The 20,633-nt window shown below is 51.5% G+C and carries 20 protein-coding genes and 1 tRNA gene; 7 read left to right on the top strand and 14 right to left on the bottom strand.

The features are described 5' to 3' along the window. Window positions 1-50 precede the first annotated feature (50 nt). From ACO2Q8_RS25495 to ACO2Q8_RS25505, 3 genes are all read right to left on the bottom strand, one after another. Window positions 51-800, bottom strand: coding sequence for a zinc ribbon domain-containing protein (locus ACO2Q8_RS25495; protein ID WP_423347712.1), 750 nt, complete (start codon window positions 798-800; stop codon window positions 51-53). Window positions 801-818: 18 nt separating this feature from the next. Next, complete coding sequence (locus ACO2Q8_RS25500; RefSeq protein WP_423347713.1) at window positions 819-1,940, bottom strand: Nif3-like dinuclear metal center hexameric protein; 1,122 nt, start codon at window positions 1,938-1,940, stop codon at window positions 819-821. Between the two features lie 85 nt (window positions 1,941-2,025). Further along, a complete protein-coding gene (locus ACO2Q8_RS25505) occupies window positions 2,026-2,547 on the bottom strand; it encodes a DinB family protein (protein WP_423347714.1) in 522 nt (173 codons plus the stop codon). A 98-nt stretch (window positions 2,548-2,645) separates the two neighbouring features. Here ACO2Q8_RS25505 and ACO2Q8_RS25510 point away from each other — a divergent pair. Next, a tRNA-Asp gene (locus ACO2Q8_RS25510) sits at window positions 2,646-2,719 on the top strand. Between the two features lie 351 nt (window positions 2,720-3,070). Here the strand turns inward: ACO2Q8_RS25510 and ACO2Q8_RS25515 are convergent. The 9 genes from ACO2Q8_RS25515 to ACO2Q8_RS25555 all read right to left on the bottom strand — a co-directional run bounded on the left by ACO2Q8_RS25515 (window position 3,071) and on the right by ACO2Q8_RS25555 (window position 11,657). After that, on the bottom strand, window positions 3,071-3,442 hold the full coding sequence (locus ACO2Q8_RS25515) for a hypothetical protein (RefSeq protein ID WP_423347715.1): 372 nt from the start codon (window positions 3,440-3,442) through the stop codon (window positions 3,071-3,073). A gap of 27 nt (window positions 3,443-3,469) precedes the next feature. Beyond that, entirely contained in the window at window positions 3,470-5,212 is a 1,743-nt protein-coding gene (locus ACO2Q8_RS25520) for an APC family permease (RefSeq protein ID WP_423347716.1), read from the bottom strand. 31 nt (window positions 5,213-5,243) lie between these two features. Continuing rightward, on the bottom strand, window positions 5,244-5,435 hold the full coding sequence (locus tag ACO2Q8_RS25525; protein WP_423347717.1) for a hypothetical protein: 192 nt from the start codon (window positions 5,433-5,435) through the stop codon (window positions 5,244-5,246). Beyond that, a complete protein-coding gene (locus ACO2Q8_RS25530; protein WP_423347718.1) occupies window positions 5,432-7,036 on the bottom strand; it encodes a GNAT family N-acetyltransferase in 1,605 nt (534 codons plus the stop codon). Before ACO2Q8_RS25530 ends, ACO2Q8_RS25525 begins: the two co-directional genes overlap by 4 nt. Window positions 7,037-7,237: 201 nt before the next feature. Beyond that, on the bottom strand, window positions 7,238-8,149 hold the full coding sequence (locus ACO2Q8_RS25535) for a hypothetical protein (RefSeq protein WP_423347719.1): 912 nt from the start codon (window positions 8,147-8,149) through the stop codon (window positions 7,238-7,240). Between the two features lie 126 nt (window positions 8,150-8,275). Then, window positions 8,276-9,646, bottom strand: coding sequence for a sensor histidine kinase (locus ACO2Q8_RS25540; protein WP_423347720.1), 1,371 nt, complete (start codon window positions 9,644-9,646; stop codon window positions 8,276-8,278). Between the two features lie 2 nt (window positions 9,647-9,648). Beyond that, entirely contained in the window at window positions 9,649-10,341 is a 693-nt protein-coding gene (locus ACO2Q8_RS25545; RefSeq protein ID WP_423347721.1) for a response regulator transcription factor, read from the bottom strand. A gap of 72 nt (window positions 10,342-10,413) precedes the next feature. Beyond that, a complete protein-coding gene (locus tag ACO2Q8_RS25550) occupies window positions 10,414-11,355 on the bottom strand; it encodes a sterol desaturase family protein (RefSeq protein ID WP_423347722.1) in 942 nt (313 codons plus the stop codon). 38 nt (window positions 11,356-11,393) lie between these two features. Then, entirely contained in the window at window positions 11,394-11,657 is a 264-nt protein-coding gene (locus ACO2Q8_RS25555; protein WP_423347723.1) for a hypothetical protein, read from the bottom strand. A gap of 222 nt (window positions 11,658-11,879) precedes the next feature. Between ACO2Q8_RS25555 and ACO2Q8_RS25560 the strand changes: the two genes are divergently transcribed. Beyond that, window positions 11,880-13,211, top strand: a complete 1,332-nt coding sequence (locus ACO2Q8_RS25560; protein WP_423347724.1) for a DUF2254 domain-containing protein — start codon at window positions 11,880-11,882, stop codon at window positions 13,209-13,211. Window positions 13,212-13,462: 251 nt separating this feature from the next. After that, complete coding sequence (locus tag ACO2Q8_RS25565; RefSeq protein ID WP_423347725.1) at window positions 13,463-13,864, top strand: hypothetical protein; 402 nt, start codon at window positions 13,463-13,465, stop codon at window positions 13,862-13,864. Between the two features lie 352 nt (window positions 13,865-14,216). Here the strand turns inward: ACO2Q8_RS25565 and ACO2Q8_RS25570 are convergent, their stop codons facing one another. Continuing rightward, window positions 14,217-15,107, bottom strand: a complete 891-nt coding sequence (locus ACO2Q8_RS25570) for a PIG-L deacetylase family protein (protein ID WP_423347726.1) — start codon at window positions 15,105-15,107, stop codon at window positions 14,217-14,219. 160 nt (window positions 15,108-15,267) lie between these two features. Beyond that, window positions 15,268-16,176, bottom strand: coding sequence for an outer membrane beta-barrel protein (locus tag ACO2Q8_RS25575; RefSeq protein WP_423347727.1), 909 nt, complete (start codon window positions 16,174-16,176; stop codon window positions 15,268-15,270). Between the two features lie 110 nt (window positions 16,177-16,286). Between ACO2Q8_RS25575 and ACO2Q8_RS25580 the strand changes: the two genes are divergently transcribed. The 4 genes from ACO2Q8_RS25580 to ACO2Q8_RS25595 all read left to right on the top strand — a co-directional run bounded on the left by ACO2Q8_RS25580 (window position 16,287) and on the right by ACO2Q8_RS25595 (window position 20,632). Beyond that, entirely contained in the window at window positions 16,287-17,627 is a 1,341-nt protein-coding gene (locus ACO2Q8_RS25580; protein ID WP_423347728.1) for a hypothetical protein, read from the top strand. Between the two features lie 33 nt (window positions 17,628-17,660). Further along, on the top strand, window positions 17,661-18,230 hold the full coding sequence (locus tag ACO2Q8_RS25585) for a cupin domain-containing protein (protein ID WP_423347729.1): 570 nt from the start codon (window positions 17,661-17,663) through the stop codon (window positions 18,228-18,230). Window positions 18,231-18,384: 154 nt separating this feature from the next. Continuing rightward, entirely contained in the window at window positions 18,385-19,938 is a 1,554-nt protein-coding gene (locus tag ACO2Q8_RS25590) for a hypothetical protein (RefSeq protein ID WP_423347730.1), read from the top strand. Between the two features lie 10 nt (window positions 19,939-19,948). Further along, entirely contained in the window at window positions 19,949-20,632 is a 684-nt protein-coding gene (locus ACO2Q8_RS25595; RefSeq protein ID WP_423347731.1) for a response regulator transcription factor, read from the top strand. The last annotated feature ends 1 nt before the right edge of the window (window position 20,633 follow it).

Genomic DNA, 20,633 nt, shown 5'->3' on the forward strand with positions numbered 1-20,633 from the left:
ATAAAAAAAGGCCACCCACGGGCAGCCTTTTACAAAATTTATGAGATGAACTACCGACGCGACGAAACGGGTTCGGGCATCCCTTCGACATCGGCAAAAATCCGACCGCAATGTTCGCAGACGATAATCTTCTTCTTATCCCGGATATCGGCCTGCCGTTGGGGCGGCACCACGTTGAAGCATCCCCCGCAGGCACCCCGTTTGACCACAACCACCGCCAGCCCGTTCAGCGCGTTTTCCCGAATTTTGTTGTACGATTTCAGCAGTCGCTCCTCGATGTGAGTCGCCTGATCGTCGCGCTCTTTCAGCAGGGTTTTCTCTTCGTCCTGGCTTTCCGAGGTGATCTGGTTCAGCTCCTGCATTTTGGCTTTCAGATCCTCCTTGCGTTCATCGAGCGCGCCCTGCGTCGCCTTGATCTCTTCCTGCTTGTTCCGGATTTTGAAGGCGGCTTCATTAATTTTCTTGTCAGCCAGTTCAATCTCCAGCGTTTGCAATTCCACTTCTTTCGAGATAGCGTCGAACTCGCGGTTATTCCGGACGTTCATTTGCTGATCCTTGTAGCGGGAAATCAGCTTTTCAGCGTCTTTCTTTACCGCCTTGTTCCGGTCGATTTCCTCTTCCAGCGCTTGAATATCGGTGTTGAATTTACCGATCCGGGTTTCGAAACCAGCAATATCATCTTCCAGATCGCGTACCTCTTCGGGCAGGTCGCCACGGATCTTTTTTATTTCATCGAGCTGGGAATCAATGGATTGAAGTTTAAGAAGTGCTTCTAGTTTTTGCGCAATCGTCAGTTCCATTCGTGCGGTTTTTGCTGCCTAATAGTAGTAAGACACCGGGTTGGTATCTATTTCGGACAAAATTACCGCAAAGGTATTATTTTTTTTCAACAAATACTGTTGAATCAAGTCTTTAGTGTATACTTCGCTTTCATAATGTCCGATATCCGCGATCAGAATCCGTCCGTCGGCATCGAAAAATTCGTGGTATTTGTAATCGGCCGTAATAAACACGTCGGCCCCGGCCCGCACGGCATCGTTCAGCAGAAAACCACCGGCCCCACCACAGAGCGCCACCCGACGAACGGGTTTGTTGCGCCGGGGGGTGTGCCGGATCACCGTCAGGTTCATTTTCTGCTTCAGATACGCCAGGAAATCCGCTTCACCGAGCGCTTCGGGCAACTCGCCCACCACTCCGGAGCCCACTTCCTGGTTGTCGTTCGCGAGAGTGGTCAGGTAGTAAGCTACCTCTTCATAGGGGTGCGCTGTCCGCAAAGCCCTCAGCACCGCGTGCTGCTGATGAGCCGGAAAGATCACTTCAAGGCGGTTTTCGCGGGCGGTTTTCTCTTCACCCACCTGGCCCAAAACCGGGTTTGATTCGTCGTTACCCTGAAAAGTCCCGGTTCCTTCTGTTCGGAAACTACACCGGCTATAATTGCCGATTTGGCCTACTCCGGCGTCATATAGGGCGTTTAAAACCGTCTGGGTGGCATCGGCATAGTCCGCCCCTTCTTCGGCCATCGGCACAAACGTGACCAGTTTCATCAAGGTAGCCGGTTTGGGTGCCAGAATCCGTACGTTTTGCAAACCGAGTTTTTGGGCGATCTGAAAATTGACGCCCCCGGCCACATTATCGAGGTTTGTGTGGGCGGCATAGAGCGCCACATCGTTTTTTATCGCCTTGATCACCACCCGCTCGACATAATTCCGACCGTTCAGCTTTTTCAGACCCCGAAATATTATGGGATGGTGAGCGACAATCAGATTGCAGTTTTTCCGGACGGCTTCCTCCACCACGGCTTCCGTAATATCGAGCGTCACCAGCACACCCGTCACGGATGCCGAAGGATTGCCAACCAGCAGACCGGCATTGTCGTAGCTTTCCTGATAAGCCAATGGCGCCCAGGCTTCCAGCCAGGCAGTCAGTTGTTGAATGGTCATGGTTTGGATGGTTTCCGGATGCTGGATGCTGGATGGTCTTCAGCATCCAGCATCAAACCCATCCAGCCCACCAATCCATCTTCGGTTATTTCAGGCCGTAACGTTCGGCGAGGATGGTTAGATGGTGCCGTTCATGTCCGGCCAGAATGGTGAAAAACGCCCGGGCCGATACGGGCGAGCCGTTGGCCGTGCCGATGCGGTCGAGGGCTTCTTCGGTCAGGCTCTCGGCCAGCGCCAGCGTCGACTGGCGGACAAAACCGTAGTGCTGGAGTAATTGCTGCTGCGACTGGTTGCTAAACTGGGCGGTATCGGCATAGCCATTCTCGTCGAAACCCGGCAACGATTGCTGTTCACCCCGTGCAATGCAAAGCGCCCGATACATAAATATCCGTTCGGTATCGATCATATGCCCTAGCATCTCCTTCGGTGACCACTTTCCGGTGGCGTAGCGGTAATCTTGCTGGGCAACGGTCAAATTTTTAAACAAACTTTCCACGATGGCACACTGCTGGCGTAACAATCCGGTAACATTCTCGGTATCAACCAGGTTGATGTACCGGGCGAAGAAACTATCGACCGGGTATTCATGGGCTGACGGTTTTTTCATGCTTTTTTTCGTGTTTTTCCTGTAAAGGTATTGCGTTCTATCGAAATCCCACTACCTTTGCACCACGTTTTCAGAATCACCAACACGAAAACAAAAAAGGTCTGGTAGTTCAGTTGGTTAGAATACCTGCCTGTCACGCAGGGGGTCGCGGGTTCGAGTCCCGTCCAGACCGCTAAACTTTAGAAAAAGCCCTAAAACAGCGCGTTTAGGGCTTTTTTCTTGTTCCGAATTGTGCCCGAATTCTGCAATATGGCATTTTGAACAAAATCCATGCTCCAAACCTTATTTATTCCTTGAGTGTTCAGCAGGCACGTAGGGTGGTGGATGAGTGGTTGATCGAATACAACACCGAACGCTCTATCAGGTGTTGCAGTTCATGACACCCGTCGAGTATCGACAGGCAGCTTAGACTCCAGTGCAGACTGGCTCACCAAAGGGGGTAAGAACACACCTTAAACTAACTCAAAAGCTATCCAAGATTTGGGGAGTACTATTAAATACCTGAATTTGAGTAAGCCTATTTTTAGCGCTGGTTCAAGGAAACCACCTGAGCCACTACTTGGCTTTCTTTCGCGATTTCTTTGGCAAACTGCAAATGCCCTTTAGGAACCATAAGATACAATTTACCTTCTTTTCTGGTCGCCAGAACGCTCATCAGCTTAAGCTTTGAAATCAATCGGCTGGTGCGGCTGGTTTTCAGAATCACTTCAAAGTACGACTTTTCGTGAAACTGTTTCCCCGTCACATCCGGAATAAACTCTTCGTCGTCTTGTTGACGGCCATAACTGATCGGCGATTCAAAATCGTCGTTTTCCGGCAGGTTGGCTTTGATATCTTCAAATCCCTGAGCCCGCGCCCAGGTAATTACTTGTGGAATATAAGCTTGTTTTTCCATGACAGTTGGGTTTAAATGCTAAAAAGATTAAATAATAAGGCGCACCCCGCAGAGATCTTCAATCCGGTACTGGAATCGCTGGCCAGGTGAGCCAATAAACATAAAATTGGTCGGAATCCGCCATTGCGCCGACAGCTTCTTGATTAATTCGGGGCCGAAATGCCCTTCTATTTTTTCATAGGTAATATCAATTTCAGGATACGCCCGGTCAAGGGTTTCAATATCCCGGTGCAGGTGTTCCGGTGCTTTGAAATGCGCGTTCTCAACCGTTACAATCCGCAGGCGATTGGTCTCTTCGTTTCCCTGAATGTAAATCATTACTTGGTTGAGCGAGGCTATATCGTCGCCCTTCGAAAAAAAGACGAATTCCTGGTCGTTAATTTTTTTGATGGTTCGGTTCGTCCAGCTCGTAAATCGTTCGATGGTGCGTTTCAGCGGATTGAACAGGTACAGAACAACGGATAAAACCCCTTTCAATAATAACGAACGATCCATCATCATCAGTGCCAGTAAAAACGTGGGAATGAAATATTGAAAAAATACCCACAGGTAAGCAGGGTTCAGCAAAACGTTGCCTAACAAGGCAATACCGACGGCAAACAGAGCGACTAAAACCGAACTGACCGGGGCAATTTCGGGTCGCGGCAGGCGCTTCCGGCGCAGTTTGAGCAGCAGATTGCCGAGGCCAAACAACCCCATGACGGCCAGAAACGAAATGGTATAAACCCCCGCCAGCGCCTGAAGTTCTCCACCGGTGCTCAGCAGAATGGCGACACAAAGCAGAAAAAAGACCAGTAGAATGTAGTACGGCGCCTGTTTTCGGTTTTCGATCAGCAGAAACTGCGGAAAAATACGGTCCAGCGTCATCCGCTTCACCAATCCGCTGACGCCCACAAAGGAAGTCAGGACGGCTCCGCTCAAAACCAGGATCGCGTCGAATGAAACCAGCCACGAAAGCCACCGGCCTCCCGACCGCTCGCCCATGAAAGCCAGCAACGACTGCTGATGTTTTTGCACTTCTTCAACCGGAAGAATGCCCAGCGCCAGGATCGCAATCAGCGGATTAAATACCGTCACGATGACCCACATATTGCGAAGCGTTTTCGGAAAAACACCTTTTCCCTGCTCTTCAACGTAATTGGACGAACTTTCAAACCCGGAAATGCCCAGCATGGCGGCCGAAAAACCCGCAAAGAGCTGAGCCGGCAGGCTCCGGTCCGACCGAATGGTAAAGTTGAGCGACACCTGGTCCAAACCCTGCGTCAGCACATACCAGCCGCAAATCACACACAACAACACCAGTGTCGACAAATGAATGATGAAAATAATCACGGCCGCTTTCGACGATTCTTTCAATCCCAGCAAATTGAGCAGAAAAAACACAAACAACAGCCCGATTGTACTGAGAATGATGGGCAACGAAGGGTTAAAAGATGTCGCATAATGAATCGCTTCGTTGGCCGAAATCACACTCGTGGCCACGTAAGACAGAATCGTCAAACAGGCTGCCAGCGAAGCCATCGACTTGTTGGTCGAATTGAGCAGCACGTTGTAAGCTCCTCCGTTCAGGGGTAAAGCCCCCACCACCTCACCGTATATCTTCCGAAACAAAAACAGGGTTCCACTCACTAATAATAGCGAAATCCAGGCAAACTGCCCGGCGTATAAAATGCTGAGTGCCGACACATACAGGCACGAAGAACTGATGTCATTACCGCAAATGGCCGATGCGGGCAATTCGCTTAACTTTGTTTTGACGGGCGGTTTCATTCAGAAGAATGCTTGCTGTGGAAAGGTAATATTAAGCATTCTCCCGGTTTTTCGGTACGGTATTGATCAGTTCGTTCCGAAACCACACTTCCTGTTGCGGAAACGGGATGGTGATGTGGTGCTGGCGAAACAGCGCATCGATCCGAAAACGAAGGTCACTTTTCACGAATTCGACTCTCAGTAACTCGTAGCTGTAAAACAGCCGGGGTAACGGTCGGGTCAATTGGGTTGAACAGGCGGAAAGAATGACCTGAACGAAGGCAGAATGGGCATTCGCGTCCCGTCGGTGGGCTGCATGGGATCGCCCTGCAAAAGTTCCGGGCGCACCGACAACACCGGGACAGTAGCCCGGTCAATCAGTTGTTTGATATAAGGCCCCGCAAAAAGGTGCCGAATGTCGGTCGTCAGATCCGCCGTGCTGACGATCAGGTCGATGTGGTTTTCTTCGGCCTGCTGGGCAACGGTTTTGGCTACCGAATCGGTTTCGGTCATCAAGACATCGGTATCAATGGCATCGTCCGAGAATCGTTGATGGAGCAAGGTCATGGCCCGATTGATGGATTCGTTGATGTCAGGCTCTTCGTGTTCCGACAAACCCAGAAGAGTCAGGTGGGCGTTATTCTTGCGGGCAATCGTTTGGGCATACTCATATTTGTCGAGTGCGCCCGCAACCGCCCGAACCGGAAACAGAATGTTTTTAAAATCGATTTTCTTCACTTCGGCCGGCACGGTCAGCACGGGGCAGGGCGCGTGTTTCACCGCCCGATAGGCTTGCGAACCGATCACGTAATGCAGCAGGCCCGAACCGCTGTGCGTACCCATCACAATCAGATCGGCGCTTACCTCCCGGGCCACTTCCGTAATGCGGTCCACAACGGTTCCGGTCCGGCATTCAATGAAATGCAAAACGGGCTGATCCCCCAGGAGACCCTCTCCCCACTGCTGCAGCCGTCGGGTTTCCGATTCAATCACTTCCTCCCTGGAATAGGAGAGCACCATGCCATCAACCGCAGGAAACGTATACTGATCGGGGTTGATCACATGCAGGAGCCAGAGTTCAGCCTGATGACGCTGACTCATCGCGGCCGCCAGGGTTACGACGTTGGCCGACACCTCGCTGTAGTCAACCGGAACGAGAATCCTTTTTATCCGAAGGTTTTTCATGTTCAGTAAGGTTTTGGGATGAAATAAAGAGAGATGATTCGGTGTGTAGAAGATATTGTTCCACTCGAGCAGGGTGGCGTATTCTTTCGATTCCGTATCGCCCTTCAGGTAATTTTTCAGGATTCGTTTCACCTGAAAGCCGTTGGCTAGTTGAAAACTGAGCGTCGGGTCGTAGATTTCCTTGCGCTCAACGTGCTCGATGTATTCCCAGGGCGTTACTTCATCGACATACAGATGGTACGACGGAATGCGCCCACCGACTCGCATCGCCCGGAGATTATGTTGTACGCAGTAATCCTTGCGGGCCTCATACAGCCGTCGGCCCAGGTGCCGGCCCCGGAAGGCCGGATGAACAAATAGCTCAATGCCGTATAACACATCCCCGTTCGGATCGTGGGTGTCGAACGCATAGTTTCCGGTGACCTGCTCATAAGTATGCCGATTATCAAATTCGGCCTCATTGACGATAATAGACAGCGCGCAGGCCACTACCTGTCCGTCGGCTTCGACACAGAACTGCCCTTCCGGAAAAAGCTGAAGCAGTCTCCGGATGCGTTCTTTTCGCCAGTACTGCCCCCCGATACTCCGGTAGGCTTCGATCATGGCGGTTTTCAATTGATCATAGTCGTCAATGGTTAGGGTTCTTATTTTCAAGTTCATAATCGTGTAGTTTTTAGTTGATAATGATGTGGAGCAGAAAGAGCATAGGAGCTTTCTCCTACGCTCTTTCTGCAGTACTATGCCCCTTGTTGGACAAATAATTTTAGCATGGTTATCCTTCTATTTGTCTGGTGCTGATCACGTTCAACTAATTAGTGAATGGGTACTGTGCGAGCCGCAACTTAGCGGCCCGCTCGTTGATCAGAAAAACCAGAAGCTGTTTCTGAGGCCAAACTCGGTGGCACCCAGGTAACCATCGTTGGTATAAATCCGGACTTTATACGTGCCCGAATCCATTTTATCAACGGGTGTATAGTTGATGGTAACTTTTTGCGGGCCGTTCGCAGCATTCACGGTTTTGACGGCGTGTACCGGAATCTGCAACGTCGCATCTCCTACGTGAATGGTTTCCGTACGAAGTGCACCTTGGATGGGCGTATTTTTAAGGTCGGTGAGGCTCACGTAAACCGTCTCGTTGTCGTCGGTCTGCCACAGGGGCGGCATGGTGAATGAAATCTGCAACTCGTCGGTTTTTTTCGCTTTGGCCGTCAGTTTGTGGTTGGGTTTCAGGATATCAACCCGAAAGTTATCGACCGTTATGAGGGCCTTTGTCGTTGCCAGTTCGGTACCGAGTGCCTTATTCTTTTCTTCCAGCAGGGTAGCGGTATTTTTCAGGTTGGCATTGGCGGCCAGCGATTGCTGGTTTTGGGCTTTTACCTGTGTTAATTCGGATTGGATCTCATTACGAGTGCTTTCCAGTTGGGCTAACTGCGCCTGAAGTTCGGAAATGTTGGCTGCGTTTTGCCGACGAAGCTTTCCAAGCTGATTATCTCTAGCCTGAAGCCGGTTTTGCGTCGATTCCACGCGTTCTTCCAACTGATCGTTAAGGGTATTGGCTTCGGTAAGCCGGGCGTTCAGGTCCTCCTTAACCTGCTTGATGTTCCGCTCCAGATCAAGTTTGGCGGAAAGCAGCGAGTCGGCCCGGAGTTCCGTCTTATTTTTAGCGTTATTGAGGTCCGTGCTTTTGTCCCAGTAATAAATACTGGTACCCAGAAAAAGCAGGGATAATATGGCCAGCCATACGGCGGCTGTTTTAGCTTGTGTGTGGTCCATGATTGTAGTATTTTGAGGTGAAACATAAATTATATACTACAAAGATAGCCCCTCAACCTTAAGGGAAGCTTAATGGCAGATTAGAAGTCGCTTAATAATCAACTAATTAGGCGTAAAGAAGACGATTCAGCAGTGCGGCAGGCGGATGGCGAACTCAGAGCCCTGGTGCAACTCACTCTTAACTTCAAGAGAGCCGTTGTGCAGCTCAACAATCCGGCGAGCCACCGACAAGCCTACGCCAAAACCCCGGTGGTGCAGCATGGCATTCTGAGCCCGGTAAAAAGGCTGAAAAATATGCGGAATGTCTTCGGCCGCAATACCGATTCCGGCATCTTTCACTTTCACAAGGCAGTGCGTATCGTCGAATCCCAGCAGAACCTCCGCCCGGTGGTCGGGGCTGTATTTGCAGGCATTCGAGATCAGATTCACCACGGCATACTTCAGCAGGGTTTCATTGCCGTTGACCAGCGTGCTGGTTTCCTGCTCGGGGAGTTGCTCAAAGTCAAAACTGACGCGAAAGGCCTCGTTGCTTCGGCTGACTTCATTTTTGGCATCCAAGAGCACTTCCTCCATGCGCACCGGTTCAAAAATAAAGGCATCGGGGCTATCGACTAAACGGGCCAGTTGAAGCAGTGCGTTCGACAGTTCGATGAGCCGGTCGGTGTCGTTTTGCAGGTTGTGCAGGATTTCCCGGTGTTCTTCCAGCGTTTGGGGCTGCTGAAGTCCGACCTGAATCTCGGTTTTGAGGGCGGCCAGGGGGGTCCGCAGTTCGTGCGAAGCGTGCGAAACAAACTGCTTCTGCTGCCGGAAAGCCAGCTCGAGCCGCTGGAGCATCCGGTTAAAGTTAGCCGCCAATTCGCCAATCTCATCCTGGTTCTTACTCTCCGTCAGCCGCCGGCTCAAATCCTTGGCCGAGATGTACGATATTTGCCGGTTGATCCGCTGGAACGGTTTTAAGGCCTGCCGGGCAAACAGGATCGAAAGCCCGACGGTCAGGATAATGCCCGTTAAAAGGCCCACCGTCAGGGTCCGGAGCAGGTTTTTCAGTTGCAATCTTCCCGCTTTGTCCGTTGCCGCTGCTACCACGACAAAGCGGTCGTACCGCCCCGCGAAAATAACTCCGATGACTTCCTGATCCGCTTCCTGAAAAGTAACGCGTTGTTTCAGCCGGATTTCGTCCATCAGGGAAGACGTCAGGTAGGCCGGTTTTCGTTCGACGTTCGAATAAATCAGTTTATCCTTGTAATTGAACACAAACACTTCTTCATTAGGCAGTTTGGCTGCTGAATTTTTATCAATGAGCCGCAGCAGGCTGGCATCAAACTCACGCACATCCACCAGCAGCCGGGCCGTCGTGGAAGCCCGGCGCTGGAGCCGTTCGTAGAAGTTGTTCTGGCGCTGGTTTTCGGCCGTCAGGTAAACGATGGCCGAGAAAACCAGTAAAATCATGGCCACCAGCAGCGCAAATTCTGACGCTATTTTGTGCCGGATTTTCATGGTTACCGGGCTTTGAGCACATACCCCAACCCCCGTTTGGTATGAATGAGTTTAGGCTCAAAATCCTGATCGATTTTCTTGCGCAGGTAATTGATATACACTTCAATGATATTCGTATTGGTGTCGAAATTCAGATCCCAGACGTGTTCGACGAAGTCCATTTTTGACAGTACCCGTCCTTTGTTGCGGAGCATGTATTCCAGCATCTCGTATTCGCGGGCGGTGACCTCAATCGCCTGCCCGCTGCGGGTGACGGTTTTGGTGAGCAGATTGATTTCCAGATCGGCTTCCCGCAAAACTTCGGCCTGTTGATCGTAGCCGATTTGGGAACGTCGCAGCAAGGCGTGGATGCGGGCCACGAATTCCCGAAAATTGAACGGTTTTACCAGATAATCGTCGGCTCCGTGGTCGAGGCCCCGCACCCGGTCATCAATTTCACCGAGCGCCGTCAGCATCAGGATGGGGGTATCGAGCCCGTGTTGCCGAATGGCTTTACAGACTTCAAAACCGTTCATCAACGGGAGGTTAATGTCCAGAATGATCAGGTCGTACGCGTAGGTAGTCGCTAAACGGGCCCCTACAAAACCGTCGAATGCTGTTTCTACCTCGAACCCCTCTTTTGTTAATCCTTTTTGGGTAGCATCGGCAATGCGTTTATCGTCTTCGATGTACAAAAGTTTGGCTAAGGTTTCCACAGCGGATTTGAAGCGAATAAGATCGGTAATTACTGCCTCAAAGAAACTGTTTTTTACGGATTCTGTTGCAAGTTATCCGACCAGGCTGTCTGCATCTTGAGGAGTTACCGCTTGCTGGCTCATCCGCTGCTTCCGGCGGGCCACTTCTACGGGGCTGCCGAAGGCGTAAAACCATTTTTGGCGAAAGCCTTTTGCCTGCTTCACATCGCGGATGATGTCCTGCAACTCGTGAAAGTTGATGTGAAACGGATTCGCTTTCTGGTCGATGTTGGTGGTAATGCCGTAGACAGGACGCTCTTCTTCCGGCTGGTAGGTGCCGAAAAGCCGGTCCCAGAAAATGAAGGTAGCCCCAAAATTTTTATCGATGTATTTTTCCTGCGAACCGTGGTGAACCCGGTGGTTGGACGGGGTGGCAAAGATAAATTCGATCCAGCGGGGCAGCTTGTGAATATACTCGGTATGAACCCAAAACTGAAACAGCACGGCCAGTTGACTAACGGTGAAAAACACAATCGGGTGAAAACCGACGAAAGCAACCGGCAGAAAAAAGATAATCTTCAGGTTCTGAATCCAGCTCAGCCGGAAGGAAACACTCAGGTTATAATGCTCCCCGGAATGGTGTACTACGTGCGTTGCCCACCAAAACCGGTTTTCATGCGAAACCCGGTGCGCCCAGTAACTGAAAAAGTCAAAGATGAGGTAACAGGGAATGAGCGTCCACCAGCTCAGGGCCATCCGCCAGGGCAGTTGATTATAGATCCAGATGACGCCGTAGAGCAGACTAAATTTGATACCGGCGCCGACCACCAGCGACCCCAGACCCACCAACAACGATCCTAACGTTTCCCATTTTTCGTAATACGGTTTTTCCTGAATGTAGGTAACAACCAGTTCAATGGCGGTAATTAAAAGTATGGCCGGAGCCGCCCATAAAATAAGATTGGGTGCCTGCTGTTCAATAGTCCAAATGCGATCAATTGGAATGGCAGGGGCGCAAAAAAAGGCTTCATCCATATAACAAGGCTTTAATCGTTGAGCAGAAACATTAATAGTCAGGATTTTTTTCCATCAGTGACATCCTCAAAATGAGACGGATGCACATAGGCACGCGTCTGGTCAGCCAGAAGAACGGGCTGCCAGGCCGGGCCACTGCCAAATTGCTCCTGATGGAACCAGACCTTTTCTCCCCTGCGGATTTGTCCACCCTTGGTCATCGTTGGATCGGTGGGGTCCTTTACCCATTCCGTGTCCTGAATAGCTCGTCCAGGCCGGTTGAATAAGGCTGCCGGTTGATAGGGATGACAGTTCGTATTCATGATTTGCGAAGTTTTGGTTCCATCTATAGTATTTTATGGAACAACTCTGCTAAACTTAGGATAGCCTTAAGCTAATCTTAAAAAATCCTTAGAACGGTCATTTCGGTTAGTATACGGTCATCTCGGTTGATATTTTAACCCGCTTCCCAGGGTTAAAATACCCTTCCGTAAATAAACCAATCAACTTCCTTCCGAAAGGGTTAGGTTCGTAAAACAGTCTTTATGAACACCCGACTTCGTCAGTCCTGGCAGCAGCTTCAGGAATCGCTCTGGTTTGTACCGGGTATCATGGTGCTTTTTTCGTTTGGTCTGGCGTATGGATTAGTCGAGTTTGATGATACGACGAACTGGCAGGGAGCAAAGCGGTTTCCGCTGCTGTTTGGCAACGGAGCCGATGGAGCCCGGGGCATGTTGTCGGCCATTGCCAGTTCGATGCTGACGGTAGCGGCCCTGGCCTTTTCGTTAACCTTAGCCACCATTACCCAGGTTAGCAGCCAGTATTCGCCCCGCGTCCTGCGCAACTTCATGCGCGACCGCGTGAACCAGTTCATCATGGGGTACTTCGTGAGCGTATTTGCCTACTGTCTGCTGGTGTTGGGCACCATCCGGAGCGCCGACGAAGGAAAGTTTGTACCCGCCACCGCCGTGCTGATTGGCCTGGTCCTGGCCCTGGGTGGGGTGGCTGCGCTGATCTTTTTCATCCATCACATCGCCGAATCACTCCAAACCGGCACCATCGTACAGCATATTTTCCGTGAAACCAGCAAGGCCATCGAAGCCCTGTTTCCCGAACGGTTTGGCGAACCGGTTGACGATCCGCAAAAAGCCGAAGCCGCCCTGCGGTATACCGATGAACAAACGGGCTGGTATCCCGTCAAGGCCCGCCAGTCGGGTTACCTTCAACTGATTAATACCGAGGGGTTGTTGAAATGGGCAAGGAATCACCGCGTTGTGTTGCGGATCGAGAAAGAAATGGGCGCTTTTGTGGGCGAAGGCAGCGTGCTGTTCAGCGTTCGCAGCGGGATGGAACGGCCTGACCCGTCGGAAGCCGACTGGCCGGATGATCTGATCAATTTTGTCAGCATCGGACGTCACCGCAACATTGAGCAGGACGTAGCGTTTGGAATCCAGCAGTTGGTAGACATTGCCCTCAAAGCTCTCTCGCCCGGTATTAACGACACCACGACGGCTATTATGGCCGTCGATTACCTGGGGGCCATTGGCGAAGAACTCGCCCGGCGCGAATTCCCGGCCCGGATTCGCTCCGATGGTCAGCATCTGCGCGTCGTGGTGCGCAGTGCGGATTTTAACAGTTATATCCAACTGGCTTTTGATCTGCCGCGGATCAATGCTAAAGGTAACTACGCCGTGTTCCGTCGGTTGCTGCGGGCATTGGCGTTGGTGAACGACGCGGTGCATACCACCGAGCGAAAACCGGTGCTTAAAAAGCAAGCCGACTTGTTACTAGCCTATGCGGACCAGACCCTGACGACCGACTACGAGAGGGAAAATTTCCAGGCTTTGTACCAACAGCTCATGAGAGCCTGGTCCTAGCAAACAACCAATACGGTACACCAAAAGCTCATTCTTATTACTTCCCAAGTTTTTATTAAGGCTATCTTAAGTTTTAGCAAGTTTATGCTATTTAACGCCAGTCAGAAATAAACTCCTCTCATCGGATGGTCCTGGCAAAGGCGTCTTTTCGTAGCTTACGGGTGTTGCATCTGGCCCACTGGGTGGATTGGTCAATGTGAAGATTGTGATTATAAACTGTCTAATAAACAAGCCATTAAATTCTCAACGAAATGAAACTGATTTCAAAAACCACGCTGATCCTGTGCGTATTAACAGCTTTTAACGCCTGTACGCCGAAGATGTCCTTTAAAACCTCATCCCTGGCTCCTGCTGCGAATGGGAATGTAAATGTCAAGAAAGACAGGAACAAGAATTACACCCTGAAAGTAAGTGTCCGAAATCTGGCAGAACCCAAAAACCTGACCCCGGCAAAAAATACGTATTTGGTCTGGATGAAGCAGAATGACAATTCAGTTAAAAAATTAGGTCAGCTTAATCCTTCCGGTAAATCCTTAACCGCGAGCCTCAATGCGACGGCTGTTGCCAAACCCGAGGAGATTTTTGTGACCGCCGAAGACAACAGTGATATCTTGTACCCGGCGGGCCAAACGATTCTGACGACCGAAAAGTGATGTAACCGTTCGCCTACTTACCACTAACCATCCTATTTCAACAGCTTATCCAATACTCCGTCAGCGTTTGTAATTGACGGGCTTGATAAACTTTGAAAATCAGGAGTTCCAGATCATGGAAGGATATATGGGCGATTTCTGGTGTCAGGCCAACTCGGCCATTAATATCCGATCTTTTCCGTCCGAGGGCGTCATGAACCGGGTCGCCGATGCAAAGCAACCCTTCGCCCCCTTTAAGCAAGGGTACGTTTTTTTTTGCATGCGTTCGGCCAATTACGAGAGCCCTGCCGGTGATTCGGATCAAGCCCCTGACGGCCCTGCCAAAACAGTACCCGGACTTATTCCAATAAGGTCAGTGCGGTAGCATAGGAAAAAGTCGCTTGATTTCTTCCGGACTGGGCTGCCTGCCGTACTCGCAGATCTCGAAGACTTCAACCGCTTTGATCGTTGCAGCCTTTTCCGGGCCATACCATTTTTCAACGGTCGTCCTGATTTCCGGCGTCAGTGAAAAACGCCTTTCCATTGCGGTCAGCAACCATTTTTTACGCTCCACGGGGCTTTTCGGTACGTTCGCCAGATCTTGCCGGGTCCAGGGCAGCCACTCGTAAAACTGGGATGTGTGCGCATCGAGACCCTCTACTTTTTTAGTGAGTATTTCGGTGATGTCGACCGCTATGTCGGGGCGGAACGGATTGGGGCGCTGAAAGCCGTCGCGGAAATAAAGAAAAACCGGGTTTTTAGTCAATGGAGGCACACTGCTCAAAATGTTAGGAACGATGACCAGATAAGCTGCGTCCTGCACAACGATGCCCGTGTTGCGGTGATCGGGATGGTAATCATTGGTCCGTGGCGCAATCACCAAATCCGCCTTCCATTCCCGGATTTTGCGAATAACCGCCAGCCGGTTTTCCAGCGTGGGCATGAGTTCTCCGTCATGGTTGTCGAGCACGTCATACGTAATGCCCAGTCGTTTAGCGACTTCCTGAGTTTCCTGGTACCTTCTTTTGGCCAACTCGCCCCCGCCAATGTCCTGATGCCCGGCATCCCCGTTCGTCATCGAGACAAATTTTACCTGGTGACCCAGTGCGGAATAAAGGATGGCCACTCCGCCAGCGCCCAGGTCGCAATCGTCGGGATGAGCGCCGAAAACGATGATACGCAAAGGCGTAGCCGGTTTGGTTTGGGCAAACGCACAGGCTACTCCGAGGCACAAGGCCAGTAGCAGGGTAAAAGACATTCTCATGGGATAAGCGGTTTGAGGGTTTTCGACGCGGCATTCTGATCGCGGTTCAAATCAGACGTTTTCGATGCGGTTTTGACTCGAAATACCGACTGGTTCAAAAATGCTATTTTTAGCCGAGTTTTTAAAACCGCAGACAATACAACCCTTTAAGCATAACGCACTAGCGAATAGCCCCCAACCGATAACTGGCGGAAAGAAAAATACTCCGGTTCAGGCGGGAAACATCCGGAGGCACTTCCCGCATCGAATTATAGGGAGAACGTACATATTCCAGCGGCTTGCTGACGTATTGATACGTCAATTCCAGTTGCCAACGCTCTCCGATAGCCCCACCCACCCCCGCCAGCAACGGCAACTGAAAGCGGGGAGTCTTGCGTTTCAATAAGCCCCAGGGTTCCATATCTAGGTCAAAGACATACCTGTCGATTTGGTCATCACCCGGGTAATCGGTCATCTTTCCCTGCATGTGCAACAGGTAGCTGGGCAGCACCCCAGCTAAAACATATACCGAGCGGGGACGAGCCACAAACAGATAGTTGAGCGTCAGCGGAATTTGCAACCGCCGGGCGTGATAGCGGGCCCATTTGCTCTGAATGTATTGCTGGTCCGAGATCCGGATGCCACCGCGTTCAAATTCATCGGTCATCGTCTGTAGTTCCAGCCCGGTGACAAGCCGAAAATGCCCGGACAACTGATAACTTGTTTTCGTGCCAAACAAACTTCCCAGCCGGGGTCGATAGATCTCGGTTTGGTTCCTGTACAGGTACGACCAGGCTGGCTGAGTCGCCCAGACACCCGTCAGGCCCAGGCCTGCTTTCAGGCTCACGCTCCAACGTTGCGATTGACCGATTGCTTGCTGGATTATCAACCCCAGTAGGACGACCATCCCTCCAGGGGAGATTTTCCGGAAATAAAGCATTGACAGCAAGTGCATGCAGGAAGAACGTTTAGGGATGTATTCAATTGGAAGACCAATGTAGCGGGTAAAGGGTTGCAGAGTCGAAAACCAGAATCGACTCAGGGCAAAACCGTTTGCCTCAACCCTGACCATCGGAAAACCACGCTTCATAGACGGCTTTTGTCACTTGAACCTAATGGCGGTTTTGGTAACAGAGCCGGTTACGGATCTTTGTTCCATGCCCACCAATCGGGCCATGACAACAACAAATACAAACTCCTATGAATCAGTCTTTTTCGTTTACGCTACTTCTGGCGCTATCCCTCCTGCTTGCGTCCTGCAAGCACGAGCAGAACCTCGTAACGCCGGACAAACCCGAAATCCCAGCCGAAAAACCGCAGTCGCGGCCCGGCAAGGTCCATCCCATCGGCAGTCCGCTGGGCACGGCCACCACACAAACCATCGGTCCGGCCGGTGGGCAGCTTTCTTCCGCCGACAACCGCCTGACCATCACCGTACCGGCAGGGGCCGTCGAAACCGCCCAGTCTTTTAGCATTCAGCCCATAAGCAGCACCGGGCCACAGTCGCTGGGCAATGGCTTCCGGCTTGCGCCACACGGCACCTCGTTTAAAAAACCGGTTACAATTCGTGTCCAATATGATCCGGCAACCTTATCCGGCACGGTAGCCGAAGCGCTGGCGCTGGCCTACCAGAACGACAAAGGCATCTGGATGCTGGCGGCTAACGGCAAAGTCGATACAGTGGCACATACCGTCAGCGTTGAAACAACCCATTTCAGCGACTGGGCCGTGCTTGAACGGGCGAAACTCTATCCCGAAGTCGGTTTCGTAAAACCCGGCGGGGATCTGACGCTCACCGTGCAGGTGCTCGATGATTATGCTTTGGTCCCGCTCACGAGCGAGACGGAAGTTTCCGAACCCTATGATTCGCCCACGGCTTTGATTGATACCGATACCTGGAAGCTGGCGGGTTCGGGTAAGTTGGTCCCGCTTATCTGGAAAGCGCAATACCTGGCCCCGAACACCATTCCCGCCCGGAATCCGGTTGCCGTCAGCATAAAGCTTAAAGCTCCGACGTCCATCGACGGAAAACCGTTCCGGGAACTCTGGCTGGTGTCGAACATCTACATCGGCGACGAAGGCATTTCCTTCCGGATCAACGGCGGCAAATGGATTCACACACTTGCATCGGCCCGGCTCTTGAGTAATCAGGGACTCGGAATGGTGACCATTACGGGTGGGGTGACGGCCGACGGCAACAACTGGGGCATCAACTTTCTGACCTTGCCGCCTATGCAGGAAACCGAGGAGACTTCGCCTGTCACACTGATAAATATGACCATGCCGTGGACAGTGTCTGAATCAGGACCACATTTGCACCTCACGGATCAACAGGGCAATGTGTATTACAAACAGTTCTATCCGGTTCCGCCGGTTTTCTACCCTAGTCCGGGCGCTCTGACCTATTACCACTTCGGCAAAGTAGGAGATTACCTCATTGGCAAATTCGAACTGGAAAAAGCCGGACGGTACAACGACACCCAGGGCTATCTGGGTACCAGCCGCATCGAGGGCTTCTTCCGTGTCAAACGGCTTAACTAGTTCAACAACAGATTAATCCCAACCAACAATCCAATGAACATTACGTACCCCCACAAAATTGAGAATGGCCACGGCGAAACGCTCATTTTTCAGGGCCTGATCCGGGAAGCCGACGGCGACCGCGTTTACGGCGAAAACTTTGTAGCACCCGGCAGCGGCCCGCCGATGCACGTACACTGGCTTCAGGATGAAGGTTTTACCGTGGTTAGAGGCAAAATTGGTTACCAGATCCAGGGACAACCGGAGCAGTACGCAGCAGAGGGAGACACCATCGTATTTAAACGAGGGGAAGCTCACCGTTTCTGGAATGCCGGAACCGAAACCCTTCATTGCAAAGCCTGGCTCAAACCAGCCAATACGATTGTGTATTTCCTCACCGCCATTTTTAATGCCCAGAAAAAAACAGGTACAACCAAGCCGGAGGTCTTCGATGTCGCTTATCTGCTGACCCGCTACGCCAGCGAGTATGATATGCTCGAAATTCCCCGGCTGGTCCGGAAGGTCGTCATTCCCATCGTGTACAGACTCGGTCGGTTGCTGAACAAATATGAGCATTTCCGGGAGGCTCCGGCGGCCATTCAAGCCACGGACCATACGCTGTAAAACCGGATTAATTCTGCCCCCTTTTCTCCGTACCCGAATCATTCCGCTTTGGCTGCTCACCCAGGCTTAAAAACGGAACGATTCGGGTGCGGTTTTTGATATTGAAACCGCTTGGCTAACTTGGGAGACCCAAATCCTGAACTCCTGATCGTCCGTGCGCAAATTCATCCTCGGCTTTTTGCTCGTCCTCGGCGGACTGCTTGTGTTGGTCGGTGGCTATGGCTATTATAACAGCCGCGACCGCCATCCGGGTTATACCCTCAACCTGAGTATCAAGGCCCCCGAACAGCCCCGGTTACTGAAAGTCGGCTTTGCGGCTCTGCCCATCACGCCCCACCTCCCCGACCGCTGGACCGATCAGAACCGGAATGCAGCCTTTGAACCGGACGAAGGTGATACGTATACCGATGGCAACCAAAATGGAAAGTTTGATGCTTACTGGATGGCCGGTTTTGGCCAGGAAAGGGCTGCTAACGGCATCCACGACGACCTGTGGGCACGGGCCGTCGTAATCGACGACGGGAAAAACCGGCTGGCCATCGTGGCCGTGGATCTGCTCGGTTTTATGCACAAAAATGTCATTAATGTTCGGAAAGCGCTGCCTGCCAGCGCGGGCATTACGTACGCGATGGTGTGCAGCACCCACAACCACGAAGCGCCCGATTTTCTGGGTTTGTGGGGTGGCAGTATCCTGAAAAGCGGGGTCAACAAATCCTATGAACTTTTTGTTGAACAACAAGTTACGCGGGCGGTTCTGCGGGCTGTCGGGCAGCTCCGTCCGGCGCGATTGCGGTTTGCGCAGGACCTGACCGGTGCAGATTCGCTCCTGATGGACACCCGAAAACCGCTTGTGAAAGACGCAGGTCTGTACATCATGCAGGCCCTTGATGCACAAAAAGACAGCACATTAGGCACACTGGTAGTGTGGGGTAATCATCCCGAAACGCTCTGGAGCAAAAACACCCTGCTCACGTCCGACTTTCCGCATTATGTCCGGGCTTACCTGGAAAAAGGGATTGTACAGGGCGATTCGGTGGTGCAGCAAGGCCTGGGCGGAGCGGTGGTGTATGCTTCGGGTTGCGTCGGCGGTTTGATGACAACCTCCCCGAAAGTAACCATCCGGGACCCGCTAACGGGTGAGCGCTTTCAGGAACCCACGTTTGCAAAAGCCGACGCTCAGGGTAAACAGTTGGCTATGCTGATTTACAACGCGTTGCAATCCGATACAGCGACCGTACAAACTGCCGGAATCACGCTTCGGGCGCAAACACTGGAGATTCCGCTCGACAATAACCTGTTCCAACTGGCGGTGGGTTTGGGCGTGCTGGATGCCGGATACAGTCGTTGGGGGAACTTCCGGACCGAAATTGTGGCTTTCCGGATAGGTGAAGCAACGTTTTTGGGCGTGCCGGGGGAGCTGTACCCCGAAATTGCCAACGGCGGTGTTGAAAATCCGCCGGGGGCCGATTTTCGTATAAAACCTCGGGAAACACCTCCGCTCCGTAGCCTGATGCCTGGAAAGTATAAATTTATTATTGGCCTGGCCAACGATGAGTTAGGATACATTATTCCAAAAAGTGAATGGGATAAAGAAAAACCGTATTTGTATAACGCCAAAGACAAACCTTACGGCGAAATAAACTCCACCGGACCCGAAACAGCTCCGAAGTTATACCAGGCTATGACAGAGCTGCTGCGGGATTTATAACGAAATTGGTATGCGAATATTAATTGTAGAAGACGAACACGAGGTTGCCGCATTTATCAAAAGCGGCCTCGAAGATTATGGATTTAGTGCCGATATCGCCAACGACGCTTTGCAAGCTCAGATCTTACTGGCGAATACGGAATACACTACGGTTGTGCTGGACGTAAACCTTCCGGTTATCAACGGATTTGAATTGTGTAAAACGATCCGAAACCGTTACGAAGATGTATCGATTCTGATGCTGACGGCCCTGGGAAGTACGGAAAGTAAACTGAACGGTTTTGAAGCCGGGGCCGACGATTATCTCATCAAGCCGTTCGAATTCAGGGAGTTGGTAGCCCGACTAAAAGCACTTAACCGGCGTCGCTCCGGACCATCGGCGGATTCGGCGGTTTTAAAAATTGCGGATCTGGAATATAATCAGGCGAGCAAAACCGTCAAACGAGGCAACCAGAAAATCCTGCTGACTGCCCGCGAACTGGCTTTGTTGGAATTTTTCATGAAAAATCAGAACAAGGCTTTAACCCGCAACGAAATCACCGAGAAAGTCTGGGATGTCAACTTTGATACCGGAACCAACGTTGTCGATGTTTACGTCAATTACTTACGCAAAAAAATCGATAAAGACTATACCCCTAAACTGATTCATACGATCAGCGGAATTGGCTACATCATGCAGGAATCGGAGGAATAAA

Origin of the sequence: Larkinella sp. VNQ87 (assembly GCF_049445795.1) — a bacterium.
In the GTDB taxonomy this organism is placed as follows: domain Bacteria; phylum Bacteroidota; class Bacteroidia; order Cytophagales; family Spirosomataceae; genus Larkinella.

Bases quoted from the DNA above. Each gene is read 5' to 3' on its own strand.
- ACO2Q8_RS25515 (WP_423347715.1), bottom strand. From the start codon at position 3,442: ATGGAAAAACAAGCTTATATTCCACAAGTAATTACCTGGGCGCGGGCT.
- ACO2Q8_RS25550 (WP_423347722.1), bottom strand. From the start codon at position 11,355: ATGGATGAAGCCTTTTTTTGCGCCCCTGCCATTCCAATTGATCGCATT.
- ACO2Q8_RS25580 (WP_423347728.1), top strand. From the start codon at position 16,287: ATGAATCAGTCTTTTTCGTTTACGCTACTTCTGGCGCTATCCCTCCTG.
- ACO2Q8_RS25535 (WP_423347719.1), bottom strand. From the start codon at position 8,149: ATGGACCACACACAAGCTAAAACAGCCGCCGTATGGCTGGCCATATTA.
- ACO2Q8_RS25595 (WP_423347731.1), top strand. From the start codon at position 19,949: ATGCGAATATTAATTGTAGAAGACGAACACGAGGTTGCCGCATTTATC.
- ACO2Q8_RS25520 (WP_423347716.1), bottom strand. From the start codon at position 5,212: ATGAAACCGCCCGTCAAAACAAAGTTAAGCGAATTGCCCGCATCGGCC.
- ACO2Q8_RS25565 (WP_423347725.1), top strand. From the start codon at position 13,463: ATGAAACTGATTTCAAAAACCACGCTGATCCTGTGCGTATTAACAGCT.
- ACO2Q8_RS25505 (WP_423347714.1), bottom strand. From the start codon at position 2,547: ATGAAAAAACCGTCAGCCCATGAATACCCGGTCGATAGTTTCTTCGCC.
- ACO2Q8_RS25560 (WP_423347724.1), top strand. From the start codon at position 11,880: ATGAACACCCGACTTCGTCAGTCCTGGCAGCAGCTTCAGGAATCGCTC.
- ACO2Q8_RS25540 (WP_423347720.1), bottom strand. From the start codon at position 9,646: ATGAAAATCCGGCACAAAATAGCGTCAGAATTTGCGCTGCTGGTGGCC.
- ACO2Q8_RS25555 (WP_423347723.1), bottom strand. From the start codon at position 11,657: ATGAATACGAACTGTCATCCCTATCAACCGGCAGCCTTATTCAACCGG.
- ACO2Q8_RS25530 (WP_423347718.1), bottom strand. From the start codon at position 7,036: ATGAACTTGAAAATAAGAACCCTAACCATTGACGACTATGATCAATTG.
- ACO2Q8_RS25585 (WP_423347729.1), top strand. From the start codon at position 17,661: ATGAACATTACGTACCCCCACAAAATTGAGAATGGCCACGGCGAAACG.
- ACO2Q8_RS25575 (WP_423347727.1), bottom strand. From the start codon at position 16,176: ATGAAGCGTGGTTTTCCGATGGTCAGGGTTGAGGCAAACGGTTTTGCC.
- ACO2Q8_RS25570 (WP_423347726.1), bottom strand. From the start codon at position 15,107: ATGAGAATGTCTTTTACCCTGCTACTGGCCTTGTGCCTCGGAGTAGCC.
- ACO2Q8_RS25500 (WP_423347713.1), bottom strand. From the start codon at position 1,940: ATGACCATTCAACAACTGACTGCCTGGCTGGAAGCCTGGGCGCCATTG.
- ACO2Q8_RS25495 (WP_423347712.1), bottom strand. From the start codon at position 800: ATGGAACTGACGATTGCGCAAAAACTAGAAGCACTTCTTAAACTTCAA.